General features: G+C 66.2%; 23 protein-coding genes. 10 read left to right on the forward strand and 13 right to left on the reverse strand.

Annotation, left to right across the window (positions count from 1 at the left end; genetic code table 11):
* The first annotated feature begins 11 nt into the window (after window positions 1-11).
* Both QF050_RS13015 and QF050_RS13020 read left to right on the forward strand, forming a co-directional pair.
* The gene (locus QF050_RS13015; RefSeq protein ID WP_308930784.1) at window positions 12-824 is read left to right on the forward strand and encodes an IclR family transcriptional regulator; all 813 of its coding nucleotides are present in this window, start codon (window positions 12-14) and stop codon (window positions 822-824) included.
* A gap of 149 nt (window positions 825-973) precedes the next feature.
* A complete protein-coding gene (locus tag QF050_RS13020) occupies window positions 974-1,777 on the forward strand; it encodes a glycosyltransferase family 2 protein (RefSeq protein WP_308930785.1) in 804 nt (267 codons plus the stop codon).
* Here the strand turns inward: QF050_RS13020 and QF050_RS13025 are convergent.
* The 5 genes from QF050_RS13025 to QF050_RS13045 all read right to left on the reverse strand — a co-directional run bounded on the left by QF050_RS13025 (window position 1,731) and on the right by QF050_RS13045 (window position 5,463).
* Window positions 1,731-2,678: an alpha/beta hydrolase gene (locus QF050_RS13025; protein ID WP_308930786.1), complete on the reverse strand. Its 948-nt coding sequence runs from the start codon at window positions 2,676-2,678 to the stop codon at window positions 1,731-1,733. The genes QF050_RS13020 and QF050_RS13025 overlap by 47 nt on opposite strands.
* Before the next feature lie 28 nt (window positions 2,679-2,706).
* Window positions 2,707-3,693, reverse strand: coding sequence for an alpha/beta hydrolase (locus QF050_RS13030; protein ID WP_308930787.1), 987 nt, complete (start codon window positions 3,691-3,693; stop codon window positions 2,707-2,709).
* Window positions 3,694-3,817: 124 nt separating this feature from the next.
* A complete protein-coding gene (locus tag QF050_RS13035) occupies window positions 3,818-4,687 on the reverse strand; it encodes a restriction endonuclease (RefSeq protein ID WP_308930788.1) in 870 nt (289 codons plus the stop codon).
* Between the two features lie 54 nt (window positions 4,688-4,741).
* Window positions 4,742-4,936 carry a hypothetical protein gene (locus QF050_RS13040; protein WP_308930789.1) on the reverse strand — a complete coding sequence of 65 codons (195 nt, stop codon included), beginning with the start codon at window positions 4,934-4,936 and terminating at the stop codon, window positions 4,742-4,744.
* Window positions 4,933-5,463 carry a hypothetical protein gene (locus QF050_RS13045; protein ID WP_308930790.1) on the reverse strand — a complete coding sequence of 177 codons (531 nt, stop codon included), beginning with the start codon at window positions 5,461-5,463 and terminating at the stop codon, window positions 4,933-4,935. The genes QF050_RS13040 and QF050_RS13045 overlap by 4 nt, the downstream gene beginning before the upstream one ends.
* Before the next feature lie 497 nt (window positions 5,464-5,960).
* Here QF050_RS13045 and QF050_RS13050 point away from each other — a divergent pair, with 497 nt between their 5' ends.
* Window positions 5,961-7,418 carry a DUF5129 domain-containing protein gene (locus QF050_RS13050; RefSeq protein WP_308930791.1) on the forward strand — a complete coding sequence of 486 codons (1,458 nt, stop codon included), beginning with the start codon at window positions 5,961-5,963 and terminating at the stop codon, window positions 7,416-7,418.
* Window positions 7,419-7,443: 25 nt separating this feature from the next.
* On the opposite strand, the gene QF050_RS13055 is transcribed toward QF050_RS13050, so the two are convergent.
* Together QF050_RS13055 and QF050_RS13060 are read right to left on the reverse strand one after the other, a co-directional pair.
* Window positions 7,444-7,716, reverse strand: a complete 273-nt coding sequence (locus QF050_RS13055; protein WP_308930792.1) for a YegP family protein — start codon at window positions 7,714-7,716, stop codon at window positions 7,444-7,446.
* 133 nt (window positions 7,717-7,849) lie between these two features.
* Complete coding sequence (locus tag QF050_RS13060; protein WP_308930793.1) at window positions 7,850-8,635, reverse strand: DUF4386 family protein; 786 nt, start codon at window positions 8,633-8,635, stop codon at window positions 7,850-7,852.
* A 169-nt stretch (window positions 8,636-8,804) separates the two neighbouring features.
* On the opposite strand from QF050_RS13060, the gene QF050_RS13065 reads away from it, so the two are divergent.
* Window positions 8,805-9,164 (forward strand): hypothetical protein, encoded by a 360-nt coding sequence (locus tag QF050_RS13065; protein WP_308930794.1) that lies wholly within the window; start codon window positions 8,805-8,807, stop codon window positions 9,162-9,164.
* Here the strand turns inward: QF050_RS13065 and QF050_RS13070 are convergent.
* Window positions 9,145-9,654 carry a GyrI-like domain-containing protein gene (locus QF050_RS13070; RefSeq protein ID WP_374121524.1) on the reverse strand — a complete coding sequence of 170 codons (510 nt, stop codon included), beginning with the start codon at window positions 9,652-9,654 and terminating at the stop codon, window positions 9,145-9,147. The two genes, QF050_RS13065 and QF050_RS13070, sit on opposite strands and share 20 nt — an antisense overlap.
* Before the next feature lie 165 nt (window positions 9,655-9,819).
* Between QF050_RS13070 and QF050_RS13075 the strand changes: the two genes are divergently transcribed.
* The 4 genes from QF050_RS13075 to ppsA all read left to right on the forward strand — a co-directional run bounded on the left by QF050_RS13075 (window position 9,820) and on the right by ppsA (window position 17,382).
* On the forward strand, window positions 9,820-11,805 hold the full coding sequence (locus tag QF050_RS13075; protein ID WP_308930795.1) for a heavy metal translocating P-type ATPase: 1,986 nt from the start codon (window positions 9,820-9,822) through the stop codon (window positions 11,803-11,805).
* A gap of 45 nt (window positions 11,806-11,850) precedes the next feature.
* Entirely contained in the window at window positions 11,851-12,312 is a 462-nt protein-coding gene (locus QF050_RS13080; protein ID WP_308930796.1) for a universal stress protein, read from the forward strand.
* Window positions 12,309-14,882, forward strand: coding sequence for a cation-transporting P-type ATPase (locus tag QF050_RS13085; RefSeq protein WP_308930797.1), 2,574 nt, complete (start codon window positions 12,309-12,311; stop codon window positions 14,880-14,882). The genes QF050_RS13080 and QF050_RS13085 overlap by 4 nt, the downstream gene beginning before the upstream one ends.
* 79 nt (window positions 14,883-14,961) lie before the next feature.
* A complete protein-coding gene (gene ppsA, locus QF050_RS13090) occupies window positions 14,962-17,382 on the forward strand; it encodes a phosphoenolpyruvate synthase (protein ID WP_308930798.1) in 2,421 nt (806 codons plus the stop codon).
* A gap of 68 nt (window positions 17,383-17,450) precedes the next feature.
* On the opposite strand, the gene QF050_RS13095 is transcribed toward ppsA, so the two are convergent.
* From QF050_RS13095 to QF050_RS13110, 4 genes are all read right to left on the reverse strand, one after another.
* Window positions 17,451-17,873 carry an Hsp20/alpha crystallin family protein gene (locus tag QF050_RS13095; protein ID WP_308930799.1) on the reverse strand — a complete coding sequence of 141 codons (423 nt, stop codon included), beginning with the start codon at window positions 17,871-17,873 and terminating at the stop codon, window positions 17,451-17,453.
* Window positions 17,874-17,977: 104 nt separating this feature from the next.
* Entirely contained in the window at window positions 17,978-20,410 is a 2,433-nt protein-coding gene (locus QF050_RS13100; RefSeq protein ID WP_308930800.1) for an HAD-IC family P-type ATPase, read from the reverse strand.
* Between the two features lie 21 nt (window positions 20,411-20,431).
* Window positions 20,432-21,298: a universal stress protein gene (locus tag QF050_RS13105; protein WP_308930801.1), complete on the reverse strand. Its 867-nt coding sequence runs from the start codon at window positions 21,296-21,298 to the stop codon at window positions 20,432-20,434.
* Window positions 21,299-21,377: 79 nt separating this feature from the next.
* Window positions 21,378-21,833 carry a pyridoxamine 5'-phosphate oxidase family protein gene (locus tag QF050_RS13110; protein ID WP_308930802.1) on the reverse strand — a complete coding sequence of 152 codons (456 nt, stop codon included), beginning with the start codon at window positions 21,831-21,833 and terminating at the stop codon, window positions 21,378-21,380.
* A 254-nt stretch (window positions 21,834-22,087) separates the two neighbouring features.
* Here QF050_RS13110 and QF050_RS13115 point away from each other — a divergent pair, with 254 nt between their 5' ends.
* Complete coding sequence (locus QF050_RS13115) at window positions 22,088-23,728, forward strand: GAF domain-containing sensor histidine kinase (RefSeq protein ID WP_308932169.1); 1,641 nt, start codon at window positions 22,088-22,090, stop codon at window positions 23,726-23,728.
* A 46-nt stretch (window positions 23,729-23,774) separates the two neighbouring features.
* On the opposite strand, the gene QF050_RS13120 is transcribed toward QF050_RS13115, so the two are convergent.
* On the reverse strand, window positions 23,775-24,449 hold the full coding sequence (locus tag QF050_RS13120; RefSeq protein WP_308930803.1) for a response regulator transcription factor: 675 nt from the start codon (window positions 24,447-24,449) through the stop codon (window positions 23,775-23,777).
* 251 nt (window positions 24,450-24,700) lie between these two features.
* Between QF050_RS13120 and QF050_RS13125 the strand changes: the two genes are divergently transcribed.
* A complete protein-coding gene (locus tag QF050_RS13125; RefSeq protein ID WP_308930804.1) occupies window positions 24,701-25,201 on the forward strand; it encodes a universal stress protein in 501 nt (166 codons plus the stop codon).
* Window positions 25,202-25,236: the final 35 nt, after the last annotated feature.

The raw sequence follows: 25,236 nt of genomic DNA on the forward strand, positions 1-25,236 counted from the left end.
GGGGAGTACTAATGGCATCACTCGAGGTACAGGAAAGTGCACGCGGGGAGGCGCCCGGCGGCGACGTAAAGCTCGTGAAGTCCGCGGAACGGACCATCGCGATCCTCGAACTCGTCGCCGCAGCTCCACAACCCCTGACCACAGCCGAAATCTTCAAATTGACGGGATATCCCCGCTCCAGCCTGCACTGGCTCCTGTTGACGCTTCTGGAGCTCAACTGGATCGAGCAGACCCCCGAGGGCGCTTACCGGATCGGCACGCATGCATTGCTGTGCGGCACCGCCTACCTGGACCGGGATCCTGTGATGGGACACGTCCCCGGCGTCCTGGAAAAAGTCCGCAACGCGACGACCTTCACCACCCACTACGCCCGCCTGGACCGTTCCGATGTCATCTACCTGGCCACCCGGCAGGCGGTGGACCGCCGCCGGCTTTCCTCCCGGGTGGGCCGCAAGCTGCCGGCCCAGGTGACAGCATTGGGCAAGGCCATCCTCTCCGAATATACCGACGACGAAGTGCGGCAAAGGATTGGCGCGGGACCCTACGCCCCGCTGACACCGAACACCGTTGCCGACTTTGCGGCGCTGCAGGCAGAGCTGGCCGAATTCAGGAAGACCGGGCACTCCGTGGAGTGGGAGCAGAATACCGTAGGGCTGTGCTGCGTCAGCGTGGTGGTCCCTTACCGCATCCCGGGCACCGATGCGATCAGCTGCTCCATGCCGGTTGAACTTGCCACCGACGACGTCATCGAAAAGACCGTGGAGACCCTGCACTCAGCGGCGGGCGAACTGGCCCGCACCCTGCGCGCCGCGGGCATCAGGTAAAGAGTCAGTATCCGACGACGTCGAGCGCCACGAGGTGCGCGCCCACGCCATCAGCGAAGATCGCCATGGCCCCGCAAAATGTCTTGCTTCAGTCAAGGGATCCCCTCAGAGGATGGGGAGATAACGGACGACGCCGGTAGGCTCGCGGTATGGAAGCCGCACCTGCGATTTCAGTGGTCATTCCGACGCGGAACGATGCCAGCCAGCTGAAGGCATGCCTCGCCCTGCTGTCCGTGCAGACCAGGCCAGCCGACGAGATCATCGTGGTGGACAACTCCAGCAGCGACGACACTGCCGCAGTATGCGCCGCTGCCGGCGTGAAGCGGGTACAGGTGGACCTGCCGGGCATCCCGGCCACCGCGGCGGCGGGGTTTGACGCGGCGGCGGGCGCAATCATCGCCAGGCTTGACGCCGACTCGCGGCCTCCGCGGGAATGGCTCGAGCGCATCGAAAAGATCCTCGCCGTTTCAGGACCCCTCACTGCGCTTACGGGGCCGGGTGACTTCCATGGCGGGAACTTCCTGGGCCGCCTGGCCGGCCGCTGCCTGCTCCGGGGCGGCTACTTCAAGGTCGTTGGATTCCTGCTTGGCCACACCCCGGTCTACGGATCCAACTTTGCGCTCCACCGTGAAGTCTGGACCGGTATTCGGGACGCGGTGGTGCGGGACAACGCCTTGGTCCACGACGATCTTGATATCTCCTACCGGCTTCGTCCGGACATGGATGTCATCTACGATCACACCCTCACGGTTGGTGTATCCGCGCGCCCCTTTTCCAGCTGGCCTGCGTTCCGGCGCCGGCTCGTGATGTCGCTCGAAACGTTCCGCGTCGAATTCCGCTCCGAACCGCCGTTGCGACGCCGGCGGGAACGGTCACGCCGGCGGCGCAGGCAGCGGTCCACTCCGGTTACGGCTTCGGGGCTTTGGCATAAAGGGCCAGGAGGTCACGGCTGAACTCGTGCGGCGATGTTTCGCTGGGGCTGTGGCCACCCCTGTAGACGCCGATCCGGGCACGGATTGCCCGGGCGAACAGGCGGTGAAGCTGGAGTGGCCACAGGTCGTGCTCGCCGACGGCCACGAACTTTGGAATGGGCGCCTCCGCCAGTGTTTGCCGAAGGTCCGGAACGTTCTGCATGAGTGTAAAGATGTCCCGGACCGAGGCGCGGCGGGTGAACCGGAAGCGGTAATTGACGAATCGTCGCCGTTCGGCCGGTACATGCACCACCCTTCCGCTCCGGATGCCCCAGATCAGCAGGGCAGCACCCACCCGGCCGTTTACCCACGTGCTTAACCGTCCGATGCGGCTCACACCCCTGAAACTCTGGCCGGGCTCCGGGGGGCAGCTTAGCAAGGTGATGGACCTGAAAAGCTCAGGCCGCTGCACGTAGGCCAGCTGGGCAATGATCCCTGCGAAGGAGTAGCCCACAACATGGGCAGGACCGGTTGTTGCCTGCAGGACCGCCAGGAAGTCGTCAACGAAAAGCGGGTAGTCATAGTGCCGGCGTGGCGGCACCAGGTTCTCCGGCCCCGCTGCGGCTGACTGGTACTGGCCCGCCAGGTCGTAGCTCAAGGCAAAGTAGCCGGCACTGGCCAAGTCGGGCATCATGAGTGTGAAATCCTCTTTGGAACCCGTCGCCCCGGGCACCAGCACAACGCAGGGATCACCGGGATTGCCCAGGGTCATGGCCGCGAGCTTGCCACTGGGAACATCGATGGACCGGTGTACAGCCCCGGGCGGCGGTACCAGCCAATCAACGTCACCGAGCTCCGCATCGAGCAAGGCGGCTGCATCCACCCGGGCGGAGTCGAACTCCTCAGGGTTAACCCCGTACCCGCCTTCGTTCGGCTCAGCCATGGTCCCAACATAGTCCACCGCGTTGAACTTAGTCAGGGGCGGAAGGCCGTCCAGTCACCTCTCGGACGAATGCATGGAGGCGGCGGTACACTTCCTGGGATTCCGGGTAGCGGTAATCCTGTTGCCACGTGTGTTCAGTGTTCGCGCGGTCCCATGGGTAGATCAGGGCATCCACTGGAACACCATGCTGTCGAAGCCGTTCGACGAAATTGAGGTTCGCCCGGTAGAAGTAATCGCGCTCCGACGTGCTGACGAACACGGGCGGGTGGGACCGGTCCAGCCACTCAATGGGGGACAGGAAGCCGGCGGCAGCCCGTAGACGGGCGGCGGTCCTCGGGGTACGGGGAGGCTTGCGGCGGCCTTGTACCGCCGGATCAGCAGTTGCACGGGCTCCGGCCGGCAGAAGCATGCGGACGAAATTCAGGCTGAGGACAAAACCGGTGTCGAAGAACACCGAGAAATCCACCACGCTGCAGTGTTGAACAAGCCCTTTCAGGTGCCGTGCCTCAACGGCTGGCCGCAGCGAATAGTGCTCTGCCAGGTCGGGGCGCAGGCTCGCAGCTGTTAGCAACGCAGCGATCTGTCCTCCGGCCGAGTCGCCTCCCAGGACCAGGCGCCCGGGATCCCCGCCGAACCCCTGGATGTTGGCGGCGACCCAGGCCAGGGCGGCGTTCGCGTCCTCAAGCACGTGTCCCATCGTAAATCGGGGTGCGTGCCGGTAATTCACGTTGACCACCACCATCCCGCCAAGTACCTGGTTCGCGCAGTACTTGGTCAGAGCTGCCTTGTCACCGGACGTCCAGCCTCCGCCGTGGAAGTAAACGTAGACCGGAAGCAGCTCCCCGGCCCTGGTCGCTTCGTCAGCAGAGGCATGTGCCGGAACCAACGGCGTCAGTACGTCGAGGCGGTGGGAACGGAGTGCATCACCCACATAGTCGATGTCGCGTGTGTAAGCCACCGCAGTAAGAGGGTCTGTATTGAAACGCACCTGCTCCCGGGAGCTGACCGAGCGCATCAGCAGACGCCACGTCCACACAGGAACGCGCCGCAACAGACCCCGGGCACTCCGTGCAAACGGGAATGCCCGGCCGGAACCTGCCGCCAACGTCATCCCAGCAATTTTACCCCCACCAGCGAACCTAGGCCTGTCCGCCCCCCAGAATCCGCCGCGCATCCTCCTGGGCTTGAAGAGCGAGGTCACTGACCACCTCACCCCTGACATGTCCTGCGGCCGAGATGATGCTCCGGAGTTCGGAAACCGTCCGCGCCGGGTTTGCGCCATGGGCCACCGCATGGCAGTTATGGCAGAGCGGAATGAGGTCGGCGATGGGGTCAAGCTGGTATCCGCTGCCAAGCATCGCCGGCGGCACCAGGTGGTGCACGGCCGTCACTCCTGAGCCGGCCTCACCGTAGGCGGATTCGAAGGAGAATCCGCAGGCAGCGCACGACGTGCCATGGAAGGCCAGGCAAGCGCGGCGCGCTTCGGGGTCCCGTTCAAAGCGGTTCACCTGGATATGCCGGACGGCGCCCTGCGGCAAGGTGCCGCCGGCAAGTTCGGTGGGATCCGTCGTCGTGGGCCCGTATTCCCGCCACAAGCGTTGCAGAACAGGCACGGACGACGGCGGCAGCGTCACCAGGGAGGGGCCTTCCGCCATTTCCCGGATGCCGCCGGGGAAGGCCTCGCGCAGGGGCCCGGGCCGTACCTGATCGCCCAGCGGGAGCAGTGAGTCGAAGGCCACCGCGATGAACCAGTCAGTGGCATCGGAACCTTCGCCTGCCCCGGCCTGGTACGGCTCTGACGCCACCCACCCGTGGCCGATCAGGCCGCTGCCCGCATCAGTGCTGCCGTGCAGCAGGAGCCATGCCTCGATCCCGGGGAGGATGTCAGGACAGAAACTGATAGGCCATCGGTCCAGGAACCTGCCGGACTGAGCCACCTGCCCGACGACGGCTCCGTAGTCCCAGCGGCGCAGCCGGTCCGTGTCGAAGCTGAGAATTACTGCCGCCACTGCCCACCGAACCCAGCCATATGCCGTATACCCCACAATCCCGTGCAGCGGGACTTAGATCGGTTCCTTGGCCAGTGCCTTGGTCTTGGCGGGCGTTTCCCGGCCCAGGCGTTCATCGAGCGTCACGCGCAGCCTGGCGGCGGCAACCTGGACCCGATGCTCGGCCGGCGTCGCTTTCTTCCTGGCGGGCTTGGCGGCGCCGTTCCGGGGAGTGTGGACAAGACGGTGTTCGGGCGATGCTGCGCTCATGGTCCGACCTCCTTGGCACTGTCTTCTTCCGTCAGTCCATTCTCGCCTATGTTCCCACCGTCGTCCACGAAGGCCATCTCCAGTCCCGGCTCAATTTCGGATTCGACCTCTTCGCCGTTCTCGTCACCTGCGACGCTCTTCCAGGCGATGTCGAACAGTTCGAGCTCCTCTGTGCGGGCCAGTTCGCTCCTGGCCAGCACCTCCAACGTGGCCAGCCCGAGCGCCTTTGTCCCTTCATCCGGATCCAGTGCCCGGTCCAGCGCCCACTGGGTCCGCCGCCACCACTCCGCCCGGCTGTCCGCCTCGGTCTTTTGCTGCAGGGCGTTGGCGTCCGCTTCGCGTTTCTGCTCCAGCGCGGTCTTGTCGGCCGCCGTGCGTTGCTTGAGCGTCCGCCAGTTGATGTAGAAGGCCAGCAAAGCAGCGATGAGAACGGCAAGGGGTCCCAGGCCGGCAAGGATGACCCACCAGTCCGCCGGCCCCGAATGGACGACGACGTCCAGCGCGCCGGGGGAGGGAACAGGGGTCACGGCTCCAGCTTAGGCGGAGATCCGGCCGGCCATGGGAGGACACCCATGCCGCAGTCCGCCCTGGTCAACTGCCGTGCCGCGACACGAGGACCGGACCACGGGCGTGGCGCAGCACAGAATGGGCGGTTGAACCGATGGTCTCCCTGAGGATCCCGCTGCCCTGGTAACCACAATCCGGGCCTCGTTGGCAGCCTCGAGGATGCCATGCGGGACGGAACGGTCCCTGACCAGCATGCCCTCGACGCGAACGGACGGTGCCAGGGTGGCCTTGAGGGCTTGCTCCGGATCCGGGCGACCGGGGACGCGGCAGCTGCTGCCAATTCCAGGCTCACAGAGCCCACCGGGAGGCCGAGGAAGCCGCCGAGGCCTCGGCTTGTGACTGCGCTCCTCATCAGCCAGATCGTCGCCTGCGGGACCTTCGGCCCTTTGGCGGCGCTGCCCCTTGGTTCCATGCTGATTCCAGGAATCCATCCTGATTCTACGTATGGGGGAGGAATATGGGCAGCGCGGTAAGCCGGATTGGTGTGATCATGCTCGCGCTGGGTGCCGTCCTGCTGGGGGTTCCGGCTGCGAGTGCCGCGGTTGCGCCCGTGGCCGTCGTGGTGGAGGACACCGCCGGGGTGCTTGACCAGAACACACTGGTGCCCGCCGTTGAACGCATCCAGTTCTACGAACCCACCCGAGTGGCAGTCTTCACCTACAACGGAACGGCTGCGGACAACCTCAACGAAACGGTCCTTGCGTTCGCAAGGTCCAGGCACCCTGAATGGATCAGCCCTGGCGGGCAGAAATGGGCGGACGGGTTGTTCATTTTCGCGCTCGATCCTGTTGGCCGCCACGTGGGCACATACATGGGTGAGGACCGGAAAGTGTCCTTGGAACAGCGCAGCGACATTCAGGACGCGTCAAAAGAACTTTTCCGCGACGCCCAGTGGACGGACGGCACTGTGGCCGGCATCCGCCGGGCCGCCGAGCTCATCAACCAACCCTGGTACCGGTCCGCCGGGTTCCTGATCACGGCGTGGGTAACCGGCGGGCTTGCGGCGTTGGGCGCAGCCGCGTGGCTGACGGTCCGCGGCGTGACCCGGGCCAGGTGCCGCAAACAGATTGAACGGGGGGACCGCAGCTACTCCAACGTCAGCATGGACCTGGAGGTCACGGAACTGAATGCGGGCACCATCCCCGAATCGTCGCGCTATGGCAGCCAGGTCCTGGAGAAGCACCGCACTTTCCTGAGCCGCTATGCAGCCACCACGGAGTTGTCCAATCAGGTGCACGCGCTGCCGCCGCGAGCGCTGAGCCGCCGGAAGAACCTCAAACTCGCCCGCGGGTTCGCCGACAATGCGGCCAGACTGGATGCCTTGGACGACGTCATCGCGGACAGCAACGCCCTGCTCAACCGCGCCGCCACCTGGCCCACGGCCTGGGACCGGCAGCTTTCACCGTTCCGCACGGACCTGGCCGGGCTGGAGCAGCTCCTGGCCAAGCGCCACGGGCAGGGCGATTCCGCCAGCGCTGCGGCCCTGCGGTCCTTCCGGGATGAAAGCCTGCGGGAGATCGAACGCTGGACCGCCGACCTCGCGGACAAGACGATCACGCCGGAGCAGGCGCTGGACCGGCTCTACGAGGCGCGTTCCCGGCTCTCGGACCTGTTGGAGAAGCACGCCGAAACGGTCATCCAGGGGTTTGCCCGGAACGACCACGAGGCGCGTTTGATGCGCGAGCAGATGGACGCGGCCCATGAAGGCACTACCCGCCGTGGCGAGCGTACCTACGAACCGAGCATCCTGGGCACGTGCTACCCCACCTACCAGTTCTTTTCCGTCGCCACTTTCAACTCCGGTTTCACCACCGGGGTCGGCAGCGTCAACTCGGCCAGGGGCGGCGGCAGCACCACCGGGTACGGCAGCAGCGGCGGGAGCTTCTCCGGGTCGGGCAGTTCGTCAAGCTTCTAGCGCCAAGGGTGACGGACGGCAGATCCTACGCGACGGCGACGGAACCGAGCCGGCCAATTCCGTGCCGGATTGCATACCGGGGGTGCGGTACGGGAGCAAGGATTATCCCGGCCGGTGGCGGAACCACATCGCGGATCAGTCCCGTCCCTGCACATTCCCGGACTTCTTCGATGGCCGCGGCCGCCGCGTGCTTGTCGGTGAATGGTCCGGAGAGGGCCAGGACGTGGCCGTCCGGCATCACAAGCCGGAACCGGATCCGGGAATCTTCATCTGCAAACAGTTCGAACGTACCTGCCATAAGCCTTGTGCTCCTCGGGAATCCTGCCTCGGTGGGGCTGCGTTGGCCGGTATCCGGCCCATCCGGCGCGGATGCACAACCCCAGCGTGGTGCTTCCGGCCCAGACCACCATCCCAGAGGCCCCGGCCGGCGTTTAGGGCCTAAGGTCCCTGATCGCCTGTTCCGGTTGCCGGGCGGCGCGACGCGGCAGCCGGATCAGGGCGATGCCCGCGGCGATGAACCACGCCCACAGCAAGACACCGTAACCCCAGTAGAATCCCGGCACGGCGTGGCGGAGAATTTCGCTGGCCACCCCCAGGGCGCCCGTGACAATGCCAAGCCAGGGCAGGTACCGCGGAAAAACGGCGGTTCCCTTAAGCATGGCCAGTCCCATCAGGAAGATTCCGAAGGCGGACAGGACACCGGCGACGGCGGGCGTGTTGTTCTCGGCGATGATCGCCTCGGCAGCAATCGAATAGGCCCGGCGTTCTTCGTCCGATCCGGCGGCCACGAAACGGTCGCTGAGGTAGACCAGGTTCAGGGAGCCCCGGCTGGTGACCGGCACCGCCAGCAGCAGCGCCCACGGCAGGGCGCCGAATATCAGGGCCACCAGGGCCAGGCTCTTGTCGAAGACCGACAGGGCTGCGAAGAGGGCAGCAAAAACAAGCACCGGCAGGATATTCGGCAGGATCCACAGAATCTGCTCGGCCACGTAGTTGGCCTTGTTGGCTGCGATGAACTCAAGGGTGGCGGCTCCGCCGTGGACCGGCGGAGGAGCCAGGAAATCGAGCACCAGGGCAAGAATAAGCAGGAGAACGAACAAGATCGACGACGCGCCCGCCAAAACGTAGAGGCGCTGCCAGCCATGCCGGTTGCCGGGGTCCGCCATGGCACCACGTGCTGCGGCAAGGTGCCACGCGCCTGGCTGCGGACCTGTCATATCAGGGGCCTGTTCATGGCTGGACTCTGCCATTGGGCCGCCCGCAGGGACAGTGCCATTCGGCCCGGGCCCCCTGACGTTCCGTGGATTCCCCCAACCAGGTACCAAATGCCCTATACCGTCGCGCCGGTCCTTGGAAGACTGCAGGCCTGACAACACAGAAATACCGATGGACAGCATGGAGGAGGACAGCATGGGCGAGGACCTCGTCAATACCCAACAGCTCCGGGTGGAACTGGAGGACGCGGCATCCCGCAAGTGGTGGGCCCGCATCCTCTACACGCTCGGCTCACAGTATGGGAGCACGCAGTTCCGGTTCGTGGGCAAGGCCGACGACGGCCGCCGCCTCTACGTCAGCGACACGTTTCCCGGGCCGCCATTGAACCGGACACCTCCCGAAGAAGAGTGGGCTCCGGGCCTGCAGGCCAGCCTCAGCCAACTGCGCCGGGATATCGCCCGCGACGGATGGTCCGAAACCGGTCACGGCACGCAGCCCTGGGACCTGACCTTCAGCCGCACCGGGGGTTGATGGCCGGCACCCGCCCTGCCCTAGGCAACAGGCCAGACCACCCTGGTCTGCCACGTGAGCGATCCGGCTGCTTCTCCGGATCGCTCAGGTAGTACTCCCACATCATCCCGGCCGGGGTGGCGCCGTCTTCCTCCATACGCTGCCGGATGGCGTCGTAGGTGGTGCCCAGGGTGTCATACGGGCCGCTGTGAATTGCCTCGAAGGCATCAGTGTCAGGAAGCGTCCCGCTGGCCACCTCGCCTGTTCCGTGAAAGTTTCCTGAAATGGGAAAACCCGCTTCAACGTCCACAGATTCGCCAGGCATTCCGTGGTATAGCGCGAACGGCGGGCCTGCCGGGCTGGCGCCCTGCATCTGCACAGCCGCCATCACGGCGCCGAAGGCCCGGCCAAAGAAGCCTGTCAGGGCGTCCATTGGGACGCGTTCGCGGACCACTGCGACAGCCTGCTCGGAGATGTGGATCTTTCGTGGCTCCTGCCCATTTTCATTCATGCCAACAGCCTTCCCGCGGCGTCGGCGGCCCGACAGTGCCATAGGACTCTAAACGCAATTGAGGCCATGGCCCGGGGTCCAAATGCCCTAGCCCAAGCGGCGGCGGCCCGGTAATTTCGGCTCTATGCGTGATCACCGGCGGCACACAGCACCGAAGTGTCCTGAATGAGGAACCAGGCCGCCCCGCCCGCGGCATCCGGCGGGCGCCTCGAGGGCGTTGACGCCGAGGAGCCTGCGACGTCACCCGTGGAGAAGGCATGGCGGTTCACCAAGCGGTACCCCGTCGTCGCGCTGACATGCCTGGTGCTGGTGGCCACGCTGATGCTGCTGCAATCCGGCCTGGCCCTGCAGGTCCGTATCCTCGCCTCCGCCTACGCCGCCGTGATCGTGGTGCTGCGTTCCGGCGGCATGGTCCGTGCCCTGCGGGAGGGGCGTTGGGGGATCGACCTGCTGGCGCTGATGGCCATTGCCAGCACCGTGGCCGTGGGCGAATACCTGGCCGCCCTGGTGGTCATCCTCATGCTTACCGGCGGGGAGGCACTCGAGAACTTTGCCCAGGGACGTGCCGCCCGTGAACTGCGGTCCCTGCTGGACCGGGCGCCCCGCTTCGCGCACCGCGAGGGAGCCGACGCCGCGCTCGAGGATACGCCGATCGGCGAGGTGGTGCCGGGGGACGTACTGATGGTCCGTCCCTCTGAGCTGGTGCCGGTGGACGGCATGCTTCTGTCCGGTACTGCAAGCCTTGACGAATCATCGCTGACGGGGGAGAGCCTGCCCGTGGAGCACAGCCGGGGTCAGTCGCTGCTCAGCGGCTCGGTGAACGGTGTGGCAGCTATCCGCATGCGTGCATCGGCCACCGCTGCCGACTCCCAGTACAGCCGCATCATCGCCTTGGTTGAAGAGGCATCAAACAGCCGGGCCCCGGTGGTGCGGCTCGCTGACCGCTACGCTGTTCCCTTCACCCTCCTGGCCCTGGGCATGGCCGGCACGGCCTGGCTCCTGTCAGGTGAAGCGCTCCGCTTTGCACAGGTCCTCGTGGTGGCCACACCATGCCCGCTCCTGATTGCGGCCCCCGTGGCATTCCTGGCCGGCACCAGCCAGGCCGCGCACAAAGGCATCATCATCAAGAACACCAGGACGCTCGAGCAACTCGCGAAGGCGCAGACAGCGGTTTTCGACAAGACCGGGACCCTTACCTCCGGGCGTCCCGTCCTTGATGAGGTCCGGCTGGCGCCGGGCAAGGGCGGGGCCTTGGGCAGCCAAAGGATCCTTCAGCTGGCTGCCTCGGCTGAGCAGTACTCCTCGCACGTCCTGGCAGGCTCGGTGATCGAGGCCGCACGATCGGCCAACCTGGTGCTCCTGCCGGTACAGCAGGCGGCTGAGACCGCCACCCACGGGGTGGAAGCTGTCTGTGACGGCCGGCGCGTGGTGGTGGGCAAAGCAGGCCTGGTCAGCAGCGTGTCGACCGGATTCCGTGAAGCACCGGTCCGCAGTGGCCAGCTGGCCATTCACGTGGCCGTGGACGGCGAGTACGCCGGTGCGCTGGTCATGAAGGATCCGTTGCGCCGCAACGCCGTCGATACCCTGGCACAGCTGAACTTCCTGGGCGTGCGGAACACCATGCTGCTGACCGGGGATGCCCGGGCCACCGCCGCGCACATAGCCGAGGAAGCGGGAATCGGCCGCGTGCAGGCCGAATGCCTTCCCGAAGACAAGGTCGACACGGTGGCCGCCATCCGGGAACGGCCGGTGATCATGGTGGGCGACGGCGTCAACGATGCCCCCGTCCTGGCCGCCGCAGAGGTAGGCATAGCCATGGGCGCCAAGGGCGCCACGGCGGCCAGTGAATCCGCGGACGTGGTGATCATGCTCGATGACCTGTCCAAGGTGGCCCAGGCCGTCGCCATCGGCAAACGGACGGTGGCTGTGGCCCTGGTGAGCATCTGGACGGGCATCGGGCTCAGCCTCGTGCTGATGGCCATCGCCATGACGGGATACATTCCCGCCGTGGCCGGCGCCCTGTTGCAGGAGCTGGTGGACCTGGCCACCATCCTGAACGGCCTGCGCGCCCTCCATGGTGCTGACCCGACGCGCACGGCAGGCTCCAGGCGCCGTTGGCCTGCCGGCGCTGGGGTCCAACCGCCTGCATGACTTTTGGCCCTTCCCACCGAAAGCACCGGCCGGGAACGTGGTGGTATGAACGCAGAAACAGCGGCCAAGCGCGTCATCGCGGGCGTGGACGGTTCCGAATTTTCCTCCACCGCGCTGCGGTTTGCCGGGAAGCTGGCAGCCCGCCTGGGGACCCGGTTTGAGGTCATCACATGCGTCGGGATGCCCGACTACCTGGTGACCTCGCGCCTCGAAGGAGCAGACCGGCAGTTCACCGCCAGGCTTGAGGACGCCGCCGAACGTCTCGTGGAGGACGCCCTGGGCCGGGCCTTCCCGGGCGAGCGGCCGGAGAACGTCGACGTGAGCGCCAAGTTCGGGCCTCCGGCGAAGGTGCTGGTGGATGAAAGCCGGCGGGCGCAGATGCTGGTGGTGGGAAGGCATGGAGAGGGCGGCCTCCTCAAGTCGTCCCTGGGCTCCGTTACCAGGGCATGCGCAGCACATTCCGCCTGCCCGGTGCTCCTGGTGGGCCAGGAGGCGGACGCCGTGTGAGGACCGCGGAGGGCCTGACGTCTGAAAGGGCCGCACAACTCCTGAAACAGGCTGGCCCCAACGAGCTTCCCACGGAAAAACCCGTCCCGCAGTGGCGGAAGCTGTGGGGCGAGATGACGCACTTCTTCGCCCTCATGCTGTGGTGCGCCGCCGGGCTGGCCTTCCTCGCGGACATGCCCCAACTCGCGGTGGCGATCGTCGTGGTCGTCATCGTCAACGGGGTGTTCGCCCACATCCAGCAGGAACGCGCCCAGCACGCCGCCGCCAAGCTGCGCGCCCTGCTGCCGGCCGACGTCATGGTCCGGCGGGACGGGAAAGTACGGAAGGTCCATGCCAGCGCGCTGGTGGTCGAAGACGTGGTGCTGCTCGCTGCCGGAGACCGGCTCCCCGCCGACATGCTCCTCGTGGCGGCCTCGGCGTGCGCGGTGGATGAATCGATGTTGACCGGCGAAAGCGAACCGGTCCCCAAAGTGGCAGGCCACCTGGTCTGGGGCGGCACCTTCCTTGTCAACGGCTACGGGGAAGCCACCGTTACCGCGACTGGCGCCAACACCAGGCTGGCCGGAATCGCCGACCTCACCAGCAAAGCGGTTTCGCCCCCGACGCCGCTGTCCCTGGAACTGCGCCGGATCGTCCGGGTCACCGCGGCGATGGCACTGGGAATCGCGGCCGTCTTCTTCCTGGCATCGCTGCTGGTGGGTTTCCAATGGCGCGATTCGTTCCTGTTCGCCATTGGCGTTGCCGTGGCACTGGTACCGGAGGGGCTCCTGCCCACCGTAACCCTCTCCCTTGCCATGGGTGCGCAACGGATGGCCGCGCGCAACGGACTTGTCCGCAACCTCGAAGCAGTCGAAACCCTCGGGTCCACAACATTCATTTGCACCGACAAAACCGGAACCCTGACCCAGAACCGGATGAACGCCGTCGAGGTCTTTACCGCGGACGGCTCCGTCCACGTGACGGGCGAAGGCTACGGTCCCGACGCCGACGTCCAGGGGCGCGGAGTGGACAAAGCGGCAGCCGCCGCGCTCGCAGCACGGACTGCTTCGCAGGGCCGGGCCGAACTGCACGACGGGCAATGGCGCGCCCTGGGCGATCCGATGGAAGCGGCACTGGACGTCCTGGCCCGCAGGCTGACGGGAACCGTATCCGGGGTTGCCCCGGCGCGCCGGATGCCGTTTGACCCGGTACGGCGCAGGGAATCAGCCATTGTGGGACCGGACCTGTTTTGCAAGGGCGCCCCCGAAACCGTGTTCCCGGTGTGCGGCACCGTGCCCCCGCACGTCAAGGAACACGTGGAGGTGATGGCCTCACATGGCTTGCGCGTCATTGCCGTGGCACGGCGGCGGCTCGGGGGAGTTCCGGCCACGTGGCTGACCAGCACGCCGGCCGAACTGGAAACCGGGCTGGAACTCCTCGGCCTGATCGGACTCCAGGACCCGCCCCGCCCCGATGTGGGCGACGTGATCGGGACTGCGCGCCGGGCCGGCCTGAAGATCGCCATGATTACCGGTGACCACCCGGGGACCGCGGCAGCGATTGCCCGCCAGATCGGCCTGATCGGATCGCCCGAATGTGTCCTTGAGGGCTCGGACCTGCCCGAGGACGACCAGGTTCTGGGTGCCCTCCTGGACCGGGACGGGGTGGTGGTCAGCAGGGTCTCGCCCGAGCAGAAGCTCCGGGTCGCCAGGGCGCTGCAGGCCCGCGGGCACGTAGTGGCAATGACCGGCGACGGCGTGAACGACGGCCCTGCCCTCCGCGAAGCCGATATCGGCGTGGCCATGGGGCTTAGCGGGACCGACGTGGCGCGGGAAGCGTCGGACCTGGTGCTCCTGGACGACCACTTCGGCACCATCGTCGCAGCCATCGAGCAGGGCCGTGCCACGTACGCCAATATCCACCGCTTCCTCACCTACCACCTGACCGACAACGTGGCGGAACTGACCCCCTTCGTCATCTGGGCGCTTTCCGGCGGGCAGTTTCCGCTGGCACTGGGCGTGCTCCAGATCCTTGCCCTGGACATTGGAACCGACCTGCTGCCCGCCCTCGCGCTAGGAGCGGAGGCGCCCGGCAAACGCGTCCTTGCCCGTCCGCCCGAACGCCGGCACCTCATGGACCGGCGGCTGATCATCCGGGTCTTCTGCATCCTGGGGCCGGTGGAAGCCGTCACGGAAATGGCAGTATTCGCGGCTGTCCTCGCCGCCGGCGGCTGGACCCGGGGACAACCGCCCGCGCCCGGCCTCCTGGCGGCCGCTTCCGGTGCCGCGTTCATGACAGTGGTCCTGGGGCAGCTCGCCAACGCCTTTGCCTGCCGGAGTGCCACGGTGCCGCCGTGGAAGCTGGGCTGGGGGACCAACAGGCTGCTGGTGTGGGCGGTGTTGGCTGAACTGGCCATCCTGGCTGCCTGCCTCTACCTGCCGTACATTGCGGCAGTGCTGGGCCAGGCCCCACCCACACCCATGGGCATTGCCCTTGCACTCCTCGCCGCCCCCGCGGTCCTGGCGGCGGACTGGATCCACAAGGCTGTCCGGAACCGCCGGCGGCCGGCCCAGGCGCCCTCCGTGGCGTGAGGACCTGACCCCGAAGCGGTGCAGGCGCCCGGGACCAAAGACTCTGCCTGCCCTGCCGGGCAGAGGCCAGAATCGAGCCATGAGTGCCCCCGCAGAAGCCGTCCCGGCCAACGTCGTCAATGTCACGTGGATCGAAGACACCGGGATCGCAGACATCCCGTCGGTTGGAGGCAAGAACGCATCCCTGGGGGAGCTGAGCCGTTCCCTGCAATCGTCAGGGGTCAGGGTTCCCGAGGCGTTTGCCACGACTGCCGCCGCCTACCGCAGCTTCCTGGCAGCCAATGACCTGGAGCCCGGGATCCGGAAGCACATGGAGGACCATCGTGCCGGGCGGGCAACGCTCCGCCAGGTAGGAGCAGCGATCCGCGAACTGTTCCTGCAGGCGAGTTTTCCTGAGACGATCGCCGCCGACATCCAGGAGCATTACCTTGATCTGTGCCGCCGCACGGGCCAGGCCCAGGTGCCGGTGGCCGTCCGCAGCAGCGCCACGGCCGAGGACCTGCCGGACGCCAGCTTCGCCGGCCAGCAGGAGACCTTCCTGAACGTGGCAGGCGAACGCGGCGTCCTTGACGCCTGCAGGCGCTGCTACGCATCGTTGTTCACCGACCGTGCCATCAGCTACCGGGAAATGAAGGGCTACGACCACATGGACGTCGCCCTGTCCGTGGGGGTCCAGAGGATGGTCCGTTCCGACGTTGGCGCCTCCGGAGTGATGTTCTCGATTGACACCGAGTCCGGCTTTCCCGACGTCGTGGTCATCAGCGCCGCCTGGGGCCTTGGCGAGACGGTGGTGCAGGGCACCATCAATCCGGACAAGTACCAGGTGTTCAAGCCGCTTCTGGCCGACCCGCAGTTCAGCCCGGTCATCGAGCGGGCCGTGGGCGCCAAGGAGCGCAAGATGGTTTACAGCCAGGGCGGTGACGCACGGACCCGGACCGTAGATACCAGCGAGCGCGAGCGGCGCTCGCTGGTACTGAGTGATCCGGAAATTGTCCTCCTCGCCCGGTGGGCCGCCGCCGTCGAAAAGCATTACGGCCGGCCGATGGACATGGAGTGGGCAAAGGACGGGGTGACCGGTGAGCTCTTCATGGTGCAGGCGCGGCCGGAAACGGTCCAGGCGCGCAGAAGCACGTCCACCTTCCGGACCTACCACCTCCTGCATCCCGGACCGGTCCTGGCGACCGGGGCCGCGATTGGTGATGCCATCGCCAAGGGTGCGGCGTGCGTGATCCGCGACGCGAAGGACATCGAGTCCTTCGTTGACGGTTCCGTGCTGGTCACCCGGATGACCGACCCCGACTGGGTCCCGGTGATGAAGCGCGCCGCCGGCATCATCACCGACCACGGCGGGACCACCAGCCACGCCGCGATCGTCAGCCGTGAGCTTGGCGTGCCTGCCGTCGTCGGAACGCGCAACGCAACGGAGATATTGTCCGACGGCGGCCCGGTCACCTTGTCCTGCGCGGAAGGGGAGGAGGGGCGCGTCTATGAAGGACTGCTCGATTACTCAGTGGAGGATGTGGACATGGCGGCCCTTCCCGCCACCCGCACGGATGTGATGATCAACATCGCCAGCCCGGCCGCCGCGTTCAAGTGGTGGCGGCTACCCGCAGCAGGGGTGGGACTGGCCCGGATGGAGTTCATCATCAACAGCCTGATCCGCGTCCACCCCATGGCACTGGTCCACCCGGAAAAGGTGGCAGACCCGCAGGAAGCGGATCTCATCAGGCAGCTCACCAGCGGCTACGACGATCCGCAGGAGTACTTTGTGGACGTGCTGGCCACGGGGATCGCCAAGATCGCCGCTCCCTTCCATCCCAAACCGGTGATTGTCCGGCTCAGCGACTTCAAGAGCAACGAATACAGCCACCTGGTGGGCGGCAGGTTTTTCGAACGTCCCGAGGAAAACCCCATGATCGGCTTCCGGGGCGCCTCCCGCTACTACAGCAGCCACTACCGTGAAGCGTTCGCCCTGGAGTGCAGGGCCCTCAAACGGGTCCGGGAACAGGCAGGCTTCCGCAACGTCATCGTCATGGTCCCCTTCTGCCGCACCGTGCGGGAAGCGGACCAGGTCATCGAGGCCATGGCGGAGCACGGCCTGGTCCGCGGCGCTGACGGCCTGCAGCTGTACATGATGTGCGAGATCCCGTCCAATGTGGTCCTGGCCGACGAATTCGCGAAGCGCTTTGACGGCTTCTCCATCGGATCCAACGACCTCACCCAGCTGGTGCTCGGAGTGGACCGCGACTCTGAGGAGCTGGCCGGCCTGTTCGACGAACGCGACCCCGCCGTCACGGGGCTCATCGCCGAAGCCATCAGCAAAGCCCACGCTGCCGGCATCAAGATCGGCATCTGCGGGCAGGGGCCCAGCAACCATCCGGAGCTCGCGGAATTCCTGGTCAGGCAAGGGATCGATTCCATCTCGTTGAACCCGGACACCTACGTCAAGACCATTCCGGTCATTTCCGCGGCGGAAGCTGCGGCCGGCAAGGCGTCCTAAGCCCACGAGACACAAAAGTGCCTGGTCCCCGCGGGGGCCAGGCACCGGCGTCGTACTCCTTGCGCTCCTCAGCCCCTGGTGATGGGAATCTTCGACGCGCCGGCTTCCAGCCCCTGGTCGGGCATCGGGGCACGGACCTCAAGCACGCCGTCCTTGTAGGCGGCGGTGACGTCCGCCTGCTGGACGCCGCCGGGGAGCGGAATGCGCCGGACGAAGGACCCGTACCGGAACTCGGACCGGTAACCGTCCTTGTCTTTGTGTTCCTTCTTTTCCTCCCGCTGCGCCTTGATGGACAGCACACCATCGGCAACGGTGACGTCGACGTCCTTCTCCGGGTCGATACCGGGCAGCTCAGCCCGTACAACGAGCGTATTGCCGTCCACCATCTCCTCAACCCGGATGGCGGAAGTACCCATGTCACCTTCGAAAAGCCGTTCGATGACGTCCAGGGGTGAGCGCCGGGAATCGAACCATTTCATCAGGTCAGTCATTACTGCCTCCTGCTCAAGTGGAAGCCGGATCATCGCATGGCCCGGTATTTCCACCATCCCCTTTCAGCGGAAGAGGATCCAGAGTCAAAGGTCCCAGCACCGGTTCACCCCGCACGGGCAGGCCTGCGCCTGGTGAACCGGCCCACCACTTCGATGGCCACGCACCCTCCCAGGCCCACGGCAACAGCGAGGCCAAGCAGGCCCGGCGGGGGCCAATCCACCCGAAAGAAGTGACGTGTCAGGGGGACGCTGAACAAAAGGACCAGGCCCGCGTACATTCCCGCAAGGATCAGGATCTTGGTGCCGTTGAGCGGCCGCGACGCCATCACCAGGATCCATGCCGCCAACAGGCCCAGGGTTACGGTGGCTGCGGACTGTGCATTCTCCCGGGTGTGCCCGCCAAAACCTTGGGCGAAGGCGCTGACGGCCAAAACACACCCGGCCGCACAGACGCCAGCGGGCACGGCAAAGGAGAGGGAACGCCGGAGGAACCCGGGAGAATAGCGCTCGCCGCCCGGTTGCAGCGCGAGGAAGAAAGCCGGCAGTCCGATGGTCAAGCCGTCCAGTGCGGACAATTGCCGTGGCAGGAAGGGAAAAGCCAACACCAGGACGCCGCACACCACGGAGATGACTGTGGCGTAGACGGTCTTGCTGAGGAATACCAAGGAAACCCGCTCGATGTTGCTGATGGCCCGGCGCCCCTCGTCCAGCACCGCGGGCAGTCTTTCGAAGCGCCCGTCCAGGAGAACCAGCCGGGCCACCGCCTTGGTTGCCGGCGAGGCCGAGTCCATGGCGATGCCGAGGTCCGCCTCCTTCAGCGCCAGGACGTCATTCACGCCGTCTCCGGTCATGGCAACCGTGTGCCCACGCCGTTTCAAGGCCTGGACCAGGTCCCGCTTCTGGGACGGTGTGACGCTGCCAAAGAGGCTGTGGGCTTCCACCGTTTCTTCCAGCAGGGCCGGATCTTCGGGAAGGTGGCGGGAGTCGTACGCAACCCCGTTTCCAAAGCCAACCCCGCGTGCCAGGGCCGCCACCGTCCTTGGATCGTCACCGGAGATGATTTTGACGATCACGCCTTGCCGGCGGAAGTAGTCCAGTGTCGCGGCCGCATCCGCACGAATGCTCTCGCGAAAGGTCACCAGCAGCACCGGTGCCAGCGTAGGGGGCAGCCCGGTCTCTGCTGCGTCGGGCGGCAGCGTCCACGGCAGGTAAGCCAGGGCCAGCGTCCGCAGGCCGGTGGAGGCCAGTGCCGCGGCCTCCCGGTGCGCCTTCACGCAACCCGGGGAGTCTCCGAGGACAGCGTCCGGAGCGCCGAGGATCCATGTTCCGGCGGCGCCGGACTCCGGCCCCAAGGTGACCGAACTCCATTTTCGGGCGGAGGAAAAGGGTACGGCGGCCAGATCCGGAAGCGGAGCCGCCACGGGAAAGGCCGCGCCGATCGCCGCCGCGGTGCTGCCGCCCTCCGCCTGGCCCCCAAACCATTCCAGTACCGGCCGCCACCGGGCCTCCGGGAGGCCACCGAGCTCATGGACGGCGTCGAACACCATGGAGCCCGAGGACAGCGTGCCCGTCTTATCGAGGCACAGGACATCCACCCTTGCCAGTACTTCCACGGCCGCCAGTTCCTGGATCAGGACCTTCTTGCGTGCCAAACGGAGGCCGCCAACGGCGAACGCCACGCTGGTCATCAGGAGCAGCCCGAGGGGAATCATTGCCATGATCCCGGCCACTGCCCCCACCACGGCGGGGATCCACCGCCCTGAACTGAAGGCACCTGTCCAGCCGCCCCGGTCCTGCATCTGGGCGTTCATCAGCAGCAACGCTGTGGGCAGCAGCAACCACGTGATCACGACGAAGACCTTCCCCAGGCCCCTGCGGATTTCTGACGTAACCAGCGAGAACCGGCGCGCCTCAGCCGCCAAACGGTAGGCGAACGTGTCCGGCCCAACCCGGAGCACGGCAGCCCGGCCGCTGCCGGCCAGGATCAGCGACCCGGAGAGCAGCACGGCGCCGTCAGCCCTCGGAACCGGCTCGGCTTCGCCGGTCAGCAAGGATTCGTCCACCTCAAGTGAGGTTTCGCCCAGCAGCAACAAGTCAGCCGTGACCTGGTCGCCGCCGCTCAGCACCACGAGGTCGTCCGGGACCAGGCCATCCGACGGAATCCGTTCCCGTGCGCCGTTCCGGATCACCGTGTTCGTCGCGGCTTGCGTAATGGCCAGCTGGTCGAGCAAACGCTTTGCACGGTACTCCTGGACAATGCCGATCAACGAGTTGCTGATGGCCGACAAGCCAAACAGCGCGTCACGCCACTGGCCCAGGACGAACAGCAGGATGAAACATCCACCCACCACGGCGTTGAAGAGCGTAAAAACGTTCGCCTGCACGATCTCCCAGACAGTTCGGCTGGTGGCCGTGGGCACGCTGTTGATCCGGCCGGCAGCGGTCTGCTCCAGGACCTCAGCGGTGGTCAGCCCTTCCCGGGCCCGGCGCACCTCCACGTCGGGGCCGGATGCCCCGGCCTCCCCGGCTGCCGGCATGGCCTGCTCCACCAAGCGGGCTCAGTCGTCGTGCTGCGGTTTGTGCGTCCGCGTGATCACTGTGGGGCAGGGGGGCTGCGTCAGCACCGCGTGCGCCGTGGATCCCAGCAGCAACCGCTCGAAGCCTCCCTTGCCACGGCTGCCCAGCACCAGCAGGCGCGCCCCGGAGGCAGCCCGCGCCAGGGCATCCGCCGGCTCGACGACGGTTTCCATCACCGTGTGCACCGTCAGGTCGGGGTAGTCCTGCCGCAGGCCGGCCTCCGTTTCCGCGAGGACAGTCTGCTCCTCTTCGAGCACGTGGGTGGCAAAACTGCTGGAGGGCAGCCCTGCTGCGATCCAACGGTTGGGGCCGGTGAACGCGTAGAGGACCGTCAACTCCTCCCCAAGGACGTCAGCCTCTGCTGCCGCATACGCCACCGCCTGCGTGGATTCCTCGGATCCGTCCACGCCAACGAAGATGCCGCGGCCCGCCTCCTGTCCTTCGCCGATGACCGCAACCGGGCATTCCGCCGTGGCGGCGGCCTGGAGGGCGCGGTCTGTGAGCGCGCCGCGTGAGTGGCCGCTGGTGCCAAGCACAAGCATGGCAACCTCTTTCGAGTACGCGCCAAGTGCCGAACCCACGCCTCCTTCGAGGAGCTGCAGTGAAACTTTCAGGCCCGGGTAGGCGGCGCTGACCTTCCCGCCGGCTTCCTTCAGCAGGCCCAGGCCTGATTCGCGCAGGACCTCAAAGTAGGGCAGCACTTCGGAAGCCATCCACCGGTCGTCCACCACGTTGACGATGGCGAGGGGAGCCTTGAGCCTGTCGGCCCGCGCGGCAGCCCACATCAGGGCGGCGCCGGACGCCGGCGTGTTGGAGATACCGACGGCGATTGGCTTGGCAGGTGCCATTGGGGCCATCCTTTGGGGTGTAGTGGGGGGCTGATGAATTGGGCGGGAAACTAAGAGCGCGTTCTTTCCAGCGCGCTCTTCACTCCGTTGCGGGCTCCCGCGGCGGCCACCAGTGCGTTGGCGCCGCGATGACGAACCTCCGGCCGCTGATGCCCTGCGGCGTAACCCGGATGAGGGTGTTCTTCTGGCCCGGTTGCCAGGGTGAGAGTCCGGCATCCATGGCGTCCTGGGTCTCCTCCGCATCCGAAACAACGGTCGCGCGCCCCTTGAGGATGACGCTCCAGGCAATGGTTCCATACTGGTTCATGCCGTCCGCTTCAACGGCCACCATCTTGTCGTCGAAGGAGGATAGTTTTGTTGCCTCACCCGTACGCATCAGCAGAGTTCCGTTGGTGGTGACAAAGTTCATGGGAAAGTTCTCAACTGAGTCGCCGTCCGTGAACGCGATCCTGCAAACGGACGCGGACTGAAGGAGTTTCCAACAATCGTGGACGCCGAGTTCCTTGACTTCCGGTTCTGCCCCTGCTGTATCCATGGCCGTAGCCTAGGACCGTGAACATTCTGCCGGTAGGGGAAAAGGTCCCGCTGGTGCAGAGCGGCTGACGACAGTGAGCTGGTCTCCCGCAGCGCATGGCGGATGCCTGCCGTTGACGCGGAACCTAGACTACTCCCAGAGGATGTCTTCGAACACTTGATTTCGCGCTACGGGCCCGCTGCCAGGCAGGCTTTTGCCGCCGGAGGTGGGACGTGAGCACTGAGCAGCCGTGGCGCTCTCCAAGGCGGGACCAGATGGAAGACCTGTTGAGGGATTTCACGGCCCGGGGCGACGAACTGCTGGATACCCGGGAGCGGATCAATGGCCTGCTGGCGGCCGTCATTGCCGTCGCCGAGGACTTGAGCCTTGAAGCCGTCCTGGACCGGCTGGTGAGGTCTGCCTGCGCCTTGGTCGGTGCCGGGTACGGAGCGTTGGGTGTCATCGGAGAAGACCGCCGGCTGAGCCACTTCATCACTGTTGGAATTGATGAAGCCGGCATCCGTTCCATCGGTGACCTGCCCACAGGGCATGGTGTCCTCGGGCTGCTGATTCGCGAACCGAAGCCGCTGCGGCTCCATGACCTCGGCCAGCATCCCATTGCATCGGGTTTTCCACCCAACCATCCGCCGATGCGGACATTCCTTGGAGTGCCGGTCCGCGTCCGGGATGAGGTATTCGGAAACCTGTACCTGACCGAAAAGCAGGGCGGGGTTGATTTCACCCAGGAGGACGAAGACCTCGCGGTAGCCCTGGCGGCAGCAGCCGGAGTCGCCATCCAGAACGCCCGGCTCTTTGAAGACAGCAGCCGCCGGCAGAAATGGCTGGAGGCGGGCATGGAACTGAGCAGCCGGCTGATCATGACGCCCCGTGCCGGGGTTGCGGAGAACCTGGATATCGTTGCCGAAACCGCGCTCAAGCTATCCGGGTCCGCGCTGGCCGTGATCGGAGTCCCGGCCGGCGACGGCGTGCTTCGCTGCCGTACATGCCTTGGCGTGCAAGGCCTCCAGGCGGGGCAGGAACTCATGGTCTCCAGCGCGGCGTCCGCCGTCGTCGAAAGCGGCGAATCTTTCGTGGCTGCGGACCCGCGGCAGGTCTTCGACCACGGGACGGCGGAGAAACTGGGACCTGTCCTGGTATGCCGATTGGGGCACGGCAACAGCGACAACGGGGTGCTCGTGCTGGCCCGTGCCCACGGAGCTGCCGCATTTACCCAGGCCGAAGCCGAATCCAGTTCCATCTTTGGGAGCAGGATCGGCCTGGCACTGGACTTGGCGCGCGTGAGCGCCCTGCGCGAGCAGGATCTGCTCCTGACGGATCGGGAACGGATTGCCCGCGACCTGCACGATCTCGTCATCCAGAGGTTGTTTGCTGCCGGCCTGAGCGTCCAGAGCCTGCGGCGCTTCACCATGGACCCCGGGGCCCATGACCGAATCGCCGCGGTAACCAAGGAACTCGATGACACCATCCGCAAGCTGCGGGACACTATTTACTCGCTTCGCACCGCGGACGTGGAACGGGAGCCCCTCACCGGCCGGATCCTGCGCGTTGTCCGGGAAAGCTCGCGCAGCTACGGCCTGATCCCCAAGGTATCCCTGGACGGTCCGGTGGATTTGGTCAACGAAGGTGCTGCTGCCCAACTGCTGCCGGTACTCTCGGAAGCGCTCAGCAACGCCTTACGGCATTCCGGTGCCGGGGAGATCCAGGTCAGCCTTACCGTGGACGGCGACGAGGTGCAGCTGTGCATCGATGACAACGGTCACGGATTCAGCGAACCTGCCAAAGAAAGCGGCCTTGCCAACATGCGTTACCGCGCCGGCCTCCTTGGCGGCCGGTGTGACATCCACAGCATCCCCGGCGAAGGCACGTCCGTGACGTGGTCCGCGCCCCTGTCCTGAGTGCGCGCTGCCCGCGGCAGCGCTGCAGCCTGTTGCTCTGACCCGCTCAGGTGCTCTCCGTGGTGTTCCGGGTGACATAGACGGCAGCCTGCGTCCGGCGCTCAAAACCCAGCTTGGCCAGGATGGAGGAAACATAGTTCTTGACCGTCTTTTCAGCCAGGAACAGTTCATCGCCAATCTGCCTGTTGGTCAGCCCTTGGCCGATCAGGGCCAGGACCTTTTTCTCCTGGGTGCTCAGGCCGTCCAGGCGGGGGTCGGTGGGTGCTGTGGAAAGGCCCGCGATGATGCGCTGTTCCACCCCCGGTTCGAACAGGGACTCACCCGCTGCGGCCCTCCGGATGCCGGCCAGGAGGTCATCGCTCCTGATCTGCTTCAAAATGTACCCTGACGCTCCGGCGAGGACGGCTCCGCGAAGGGCCTGCTCGTCGTCGTAACTGGTGAGGATCAGGCAGCGCAGCCGTGGATCAAGGGACCTGACATCCCTGCACACTTCAATTCCCGTGCCGTCGGGAAGCCGCCCGTCGAGGACGGCGATATCGGGGTGCAGGGCCGGAATGCGGCGCGTGGCTTCGGCAGCCGACCCGCTTTCGCCAACCACCACGAAACCCTCGCCTTCAAGCAGGTCCTTCAGGCCCTGCCGCACAAGTTCATGATCATCAAGGATGAACACGCGGACCGGCCCGGAAGAACCGGTTGCTTCACTGCTCGCAGTTTCATGCATGTGCACCCAACGCTCCCAAACGTTTTCAGGACCAAACCAACACCTGTGCGGGCAACTCCCCGGAGCTGGCCCCACCCCATTGTTACCTGCAAAGGGTGTGGCCGGAAGGGACCAAAGTCCGCCGCGCCGGTCCGGCCACCGCCGGGTGCACCGTCCGGACCGTGCCGCGGTTTCGTCCCGCCATGACTTTTGGCCCTGTTCCCCGCAACCGGTTCCGGTCCACGCTTGGTCGGATGGCAACAGGAGGTTATGTGGCAACAGCAGGGAACGAAGCGCCGGCGGCAGCTCACGCACGGCGCTCAAGGATCATCGTGGGGGTGGATGGCTCCGAAGCATCCGTCGCCGCGTTGCGGGTGGCGCGGGCGTTGGCTGAACCCCTGGACGCGCCAGTTGAGGCGTGGGCGTGCTGGGATGTCCCTGCCGGTTATGGGGTCTACCTGGCGGTCGGCATCGAAGGATTCAAGTACGCCGCCGAGCAGATCCTTGGCCAGGCGATTCAGGACGCATTCGGGCAACACCCACCCGCCGTGCACTCCCGGATAGTGCGCGGGAAGCCCGGTCCAGTGCTCCTGGATGCGAGCCGGACAGCGTCCCTCCTGATCGTGGCAAGGCGGGGCCACGGCAGTTTTGTCCTGGGCTCGGTCAGTTCATCCCTGGTCAGCCACGCACACTGCCCGGTTCTGGTGGTCCACGCCGCGGAATCCGGGGACGCGGAGGAAGTATCCCGGACCGATGCAGGGGCACTGCCCTGAGGCACTGACCCGGCTTGGCTCACCTAACCCGGCCC

Origin of the sequence: Arthrobacter sp. SLBN-112, assembly GCF_030944625.1 — a bacterium.
Lineage (GTDB): Bacteria > Actinomycetota > Actinomycetes > Actinomycetales > Micrococcaceae > Arthrobacter.